The organism is Lentisphaerota bacterium, from assembly GCA_016873675.1.
Lineage (GTDB): Bacteria > Verrucomicrobiota > Kiritimatiellia > RFP12 > JAAYNR01 > VGWG01.
The window spans coordinates 1-6,153 of the sequence record VGWG01000138.1; the positions used below are offsets into that span (position 1 = coordinate 1).

The window sequence follows — 6,153 nt, forward strand, 5'->3', positions numbered from 1 at the left end:
TCTCCTGCGGCGGGGATGAGGGTGAAGGCGTCGCGGCGGCGGTTGCGGATAAAGGCGACCGTGCCGCCGGACTTGGCCTTGTTGGCGCGTCCGACGCGGGCGCGGACGGGGAGCGCCTGGATGCGGCGAAATTCGGCCGGTTCCGCCGTCCTGAAGCGGCGCAGTTCCATGAGGTAGTCGAGGCGCTCGTCGCGCTCCTCCTGGATGTCACGGTCAAAGAGGCCGAACGAATCGATCTCTTCGGTTTCGGAATAGATTTGCGAATCCTCGCCCAGGGCGGTATGGAAGGCCTGAAGCTTCATAACGGCCTTCTTGTGGAGGTCGATGTCGCGATCGACCTTCTCGGTCGGGAAGAAGACGATATTGTGAATCTGGGAGGCGGTGGCGCCGATGCGGTTGACGCGGCCCAGGCGCTGCATCAGGCGGGTGGCGTTCCACGGCGTGTCGTAGTTGACCACGGTGTTGGCGCGGTGGAGGTTGACGCCTTCGGCCAGCACCTCGGTGGTGATCAGGAAGGGGAAATCGTCACGCCAGAGCGCGCGGGGATCGAGATTGGCGTCGAAATTGGCACGGATCACCTCCTGCTTCTCCTTGCGGTTGGAGGAGTCGATACGCAGCGCGGGCCGGTCGGGCGCGGCGGCGGCGAGGCGCTTTTCAAGATAGGCGGCGGTTTCGGCGGATTCGGTGAAGACAACCAGCTTTCCGGAGGGGTTCCGGGCCGGATCGAACAGGAGGGGGAGTTTCTCGATGAAGGTGTCGAACTTGGGGTCCGTCTCCTGCTCCGGAGCGGAGCCGTTGAAGGCGTCCCATTCGGCGCAGAGGCTGTCGAGAACGGCGAGGTCGTGGCGCAGACCGTCCACAAAACCGGGCGCAAAGTCATGGGGCGCGCAAATGGTGATGGTGGGGTCGAAGGCCATGGCGGTTGTGAGCAGGTCGATCAACTCCTCCTCGCGGTCTTCAAGGATGTAGGCGGAGACGTTGTATTCCGGGGCGATGCAGACGCGGCCCGCGTCGAACATCGCGACCATGGCGGCCGTCGCGTCGCGGAAGCGGCGAAGGGAGGCCCGGAAGGCATGGAATGAGCTGTCGAGACGTTTGACCAGCAGGGTCTTCATGATGGCCGCAAGCTGAATGGAGACCCGGTCCGCGTTGGGATATTTGGCTTTCAGCTCGGGGCTCTTGAGGTACTGGATGGCACGGTAGCGGTTATACGTCAGGCCGCCGGCCGAACGGCTGATCATCTCAAGCGTGCGGTCATAGGCGGCGTTCATTTCCGGACTGAGGATATAGAGGATCTTTTGCGGGATTCCGGCCTTGGGAAAGAGGATGCCCTGCGCCGCGAGATCCTTCTTGTAGGGCTCCTGCGCATCCAGGTCGGTGCGGGTGCGGCGCACTGTGATGGGCGCGAGCACCTTCTCGCGGATGCGCCGGGTGATCGCCATGACGGCTTTGCGGGCTTCGGCGGCCGAAAGCTGCCGGGCCTCTTTCCATTCATTCATGCTCTCCGCGAAGAAACCTTGGAGATTGGCCACGTCGAGCGTCGTCTCCTTGCCATCCTGGAACATGAGCAGCAGGTTGTAGATATCCCGCGGAGAGTTATTGAACGGCGTCGCCGAGATCAGCATGATCTTCTTGCTTTCCAGGCGGTTGGTGGAGGTGTTGCGCACCTGGGTCTTGCAGACGCGCTGCAACTGGTCGTACATCTCGGCCGAATCATTGCGAAACTTGTGGGCCTCGTCAACAATCACGAGGTCATAGCGCTCAGGATGCCGCACCTTGTGCAGGCTGCCGCTGGAGACGATGTCCACATTATGAAGCTGGAACCGGGCGACGGTCTCCTGCCACGAGTCGCGCACGGCGGGTGGCACAATGATCAGCGTGCGGCCGACGTGGACGGGATAGCCGTTGGAGAAGAAAAACTTTTTTGCGATCTGGCAGGCCACGATGGTCTTGCCGAGGCCGACCACATCCGCAAGAAAGAAACCATTATGCTTGCGCAGCAGGTCAAAGCCCTGGTTGACCGCGTCGGTCTGATAGCTGAGACGTTTGAAGCCTTCGGGCAGGTCTTCGGCGGCTGCCGGGTCGAACTCCACGCCGCGCCCGAAATACTCGATCAGAAACTTGAGGTACAGCTCGTAAGGCGTGATGGCGTCGTTGAGGTAGGTCTCATCCTTAAGGGTTGCCAGGCGCGCGGGGAGGACGTCTACGCCTTCGGCCCAGAGCGCCTCATACTCCTCGGCGGCGAACACCACATCCTCATAGTTGCTGAGCAGGACATTGAACTCGTAGTTGGCCGGGCCGTGGCCGCTGCCCAGACCCGCGTCGGTGAGATTGGAGGAGCCGGTTATAACGTTGCCGTGTTTGTGCTCGTTGTAGTTGGCGGGGCGGAAGATGTAGATCTTGGCGTGCAGCTTGCGGGAGGGGTGTGCCCGGAGTTCGACCTTCTTGGAGGCGACATCTTCGACGAACTGCAGGATGCCAGCCTCGACGGCGGCGTCATAACGGGCCTCTGCGATATCCCGCTTCACGTCCGCCATGAAGGTTTCAATAGCCGAGACGGCCGAAGCGTCGAAGAGCAGGCCGCGCTCCTGGCACCGGGCGGCGCGCTCGTCCACGTCGATGCCGACCAGGATGCGGATCTTTTCAAGAGTAGCGAGGTGCGGGCGGAGGGCGAAATAGCCGGATGAGCGAAAATAGCCGACCAGCGCGTCGAAGAAGCGGATGTCCGGGTTGTTGGAAAACACACCTGCGAATTTCTCGATCAGGGTGTTGTCGCGACGGTTGGTGAAGAACCGTGTGCTCATGCGTCACTTTCTTTGGCGATCAGGAGAGTGGGTGTCCCAGGAGAATCAGTCGGCGAGAAACGGTACGTTGTTCGTGGAGCTGAAGAACCTGTCCCAGATGGAAACGTGCGGTATGACGCAGTTCGCATGCGTGCAGTATAGGTGGTGGGGGGATGGGTGTCAATGCAAGCGATTGCTTGCGAACGGATTTCGATGGCTGTCTTTCCACTTTCCGCTTTCCACTTTCCGCTTTCTCTTTTTTTCGGGTATACTGACGGCCCTTTCGTATGCATCCTTCCACACATGCTGCCGATGCGCACGCCTCGTTCACACCCGTCCGAGCCGTCCGCTTTTACATTCCGCTGGTGATCCAGGCGGTTTCGCAGAGTTTCACCTATCCGCTGGTGGCCATGGTCGTGTCGCGCGGCCCGGGGGGTGTCGCCGATTTTGGGGCCTTCGCTCAGGGGCAGGCCGTTTTTTTTCTGCTCGGCGCGTTGGGGGCTGGGCTGCTTACCACCGGGATGGTTTACGGACGAACGCGCCTTGGATTTGAGCGTTTTCAGAGGCTGAGTCTGCTCTTCATAATCGTCATCGTGGTGATGCAACTGCTGCTCTCGCTCCCCCCGTTCGACCATCTGGTTTTTGATCGGCTGCTCGCGCTGGAGCCGGGGATGCAGCGCATTGCCCGCGACACCCTGCTTTACAGCATACCCGCGAACATCCTGTTCCTGCTTCGCACCCCGTATCAGGCGATTCTCTACAACGCCCGGGCCAGTTCCGCCGCCAACGCCGCGACGTTGGGGCGGATCGCCGCGACGGTGCTGTTGTCGTATCTTTTCGTGCATGCCCGGTTTGTCGGCCACATTGCGGGAATCATCGCCTTCACCCTGCCGGTGTTTGGCGAATACTACGTGTCGCGGCTATTGTCGCGCGCGATTCTGGCCGACCTGCCGCAGAGCGAGGCCCGGTGCCCGTCGATGCGCGAACAATTCCTGTTTTGCATCCCGCTGTCGTTTGGCGGCCTGCTTCTGGCGCTCTCAGGATTCATGACCGCGGCCTTCATCACGCGCGCCGCCGACCCCGTGCGGATGCTGCCGATCCACTATGTCGCCATGGGGGTTGTCAATCCGGCCTGCTTCGCGGCGATCCGGATGCAGGCCGTGGTGCTGGCCTTCCCTCCCGACGATCAGGCGGGCGCGCAGACGTTCCGCTTCGCCTGCGTCGCGGGTCTTGCGCTGGCCTGCGTGCTGCTCCTCGGCCAGATTCCGGCCATTGCGGGCGGTTATTTCGGCGTGATCCAGAATCTGCCAGCCGCCGACATCCCCCTGGCGATGCGGGTCATGCTGGTCGCCTGCGGTCTCCCCGTTCTGCAGACCCTCCGGGGGCACGCCGAGGGGCTTGCCGCCTGGCGCAAACGGCCCAATGCCATTTTGGCCGGCCAGGCGGTCTATCTGGCCAGTCTGGTCTGCGCGCTCTTCTTTTTTCTCACGCTCGGCGTCCCCGGCTACCTGATGGGCGTCTGTGCAATCGCCATCGCCGTTACCGCGACTTTTTTGACCATCCGCATGGGCCTATTGCTGGGCGATCTGGAATCCCGCATCGCCGAATTCGGTCCTCGCCACGGAGAGGAGGGTGATCCGCCATGACGATTCGGGCACGGATTGACGAGGCCGTCGCACGGTTCCCCAGGCGAACGGCGATGGTCTACTCCCGCGATGGCGCATGGGTGCGGGTGACGTACGCGGCGCTGGGGGAGCGGATCAGGCGGGCCGCCGAGGGGTTCGCCCGTCTCGGCGTCGAGCCGAGGCGGGATTGCGTCGCGCTGATGCTCGAGAACGGTCCCGAGTGGGTCGAGATCTACAGCGCCCTGGCCGGCACCGGTGTGACGGTGGTACCGATGGACCCCGGTCTGCGCGGACCCGAAATCGCCCACATGCTCGATGATTCGCAGGCTGCGGCCGTGATCGCCCAGGCGTCGCACGCCGCGACGCTAGCCGAGGTACTTCCGGACATTCCCTCCGTGCGGAGCGTGGTGCTGGTGGGCGGGCCACCGGCGCCCGCCGCGATCGCCGCCCGCCGAACCGAATCCTATGAAGCGCTGCTGACCGCGTCGCCCGTTCCGGATTGCGGCAGCCGCTACGACACCTCCAGACCCTCGGAAAGCGACATCGCCTCGATCATCTACACCTCCGGAACAACCGGCAAGCCCAAGGGTGCCATGCTCACGCACATCAACTTCTGCAGCGATGCTGCGGGTGCCCTTGATGTGCTTGCCGACATCACCCCGCGCGACCGTTTTCTCGTGGTGCTGCCGCTGTTCCACTCCTTTGCCTTCATGGGCAATTACGTCGTGCCACTCTCCCGGGGGTGCGCCCTCTGTTTTGTGCAAAGCCTCCGCACGATCGGCGAGGACTGCCAGACGCTCGCGCCGACCGTTCTGATGGCCGTGCCACTTCTGGTGGAGAAGCTGTTCAAGAAGATCGATGAGCGGCTGAAGGCCAGCGCGGTCGCCCGCTTCCTGCTGGCGATCGGGCTGGGCCGGTGGGTCGGGATCGGTGTCCGACGGCGGCTCGGCGGCAGCCTTCGCCTCCTGGTCGTGGGCGGCGCGCCCTGCCCGGTTCCGGTGATCACCGGCTTTCGCGCGCTCGGATTCGGGATGATCGAAGGCTACGGGCTGACCGAGGCCGCGCCGGTGGTCTCCCTGTCACGGGTGAACGACGCCCGGCCGGGGATGATCGGCTATGCGTTGCCGAACATCAGCGTGCGCATCGCCGGAGCCGACGCGCAGGGGGTGGGCGAGATTCAGGTGCGCGGACCGATCGTGATGCGAGGCTATTTCCGCAATCCCGGGGCGACGGCGGAGGCGTTTGACGGCGAGTGGCTGCGGACGGGCGATCTGGCTGTGATGGATGCCGACGGCTACCTGACCATCCGCGGCCGCATGAAAGCGCTGATCGTCAACCGCGAAGGCAAGAACATCTATCCAGAGGAGGTCGAGCAGGTGATTGCCCTCGATCCGCGGGTGCGGGACATCGTGGTGATTGGCTATCGGGAGGGTCACGACGTCGGCGAAAAGGTCGGGGCGATCGCCGTGCCGAATCTCGATGCGATCGCGGCTGAGAATGGTGGACATGCTCCCGGCTGGGGCGAGATCGAGTCGTTGATGCGTCGGATCGTCGCGGAGCAATGCCGACTGCTCTCCGATTACAAGCATCCCCGCAAGCTCGTGATACGCCGCGAGCCGTTGGAACGGACCTCCACACAAAAAGTCCGCCGCCACGTCTATCAGGACCAACTCGATACGCCGGGAGAGAGCGAATGAAGTTGACGGAAGCGACGATTTTCGATATAGTCTATCAACAATCTGGTG

At 63.0% G+C, this 6,153-nt stretch carries 3 protein-coding genes; 2 read left to right on the forward strand and 1 reads right to left on the reverse strand.

The window, feature by feature from the left end:
* The coding region (locus FJ222_11580) for a helicase (protein MBM4165063.1) at window positions 1-2,804 on the reverse strand (2,804 nt) is incomplete at its 3' end.
* 266 nt (window positions 2,805-3,070) lie between these two features.
* Between FJ222_11580 and FJ222_11585 the strand changes: the two genes are divergently transcribed.
* Window positions 3,071-4,429 carry a hypothetical protein gene (locus tag FJ222_11585; GenBank protein MBM4165064.1) on the forward strand — a complete coding sequence of 453 codons (1,359 nt, stop codon included), beginning with the start codon at window positions 3,071-3,073 and terminating at the stop codon, window positions 4,427-4,429.
* Complete coding sequence (locus tag FJ222_11590; GenBank protein MBM4165065.1) at window positions 4,426-6,105, forward strand: AMP-binding protein; 1,680 nt, start codon at window positions 4,426-4,428, stop codon at window positions 6,103-6,105. Before FJ222_11585 ends, FJ222_11590 begins: the two co-directional genes overlap by 4 nt.
* Window positions 6,106-6,153: the final 48 nt, after the last annotated feature.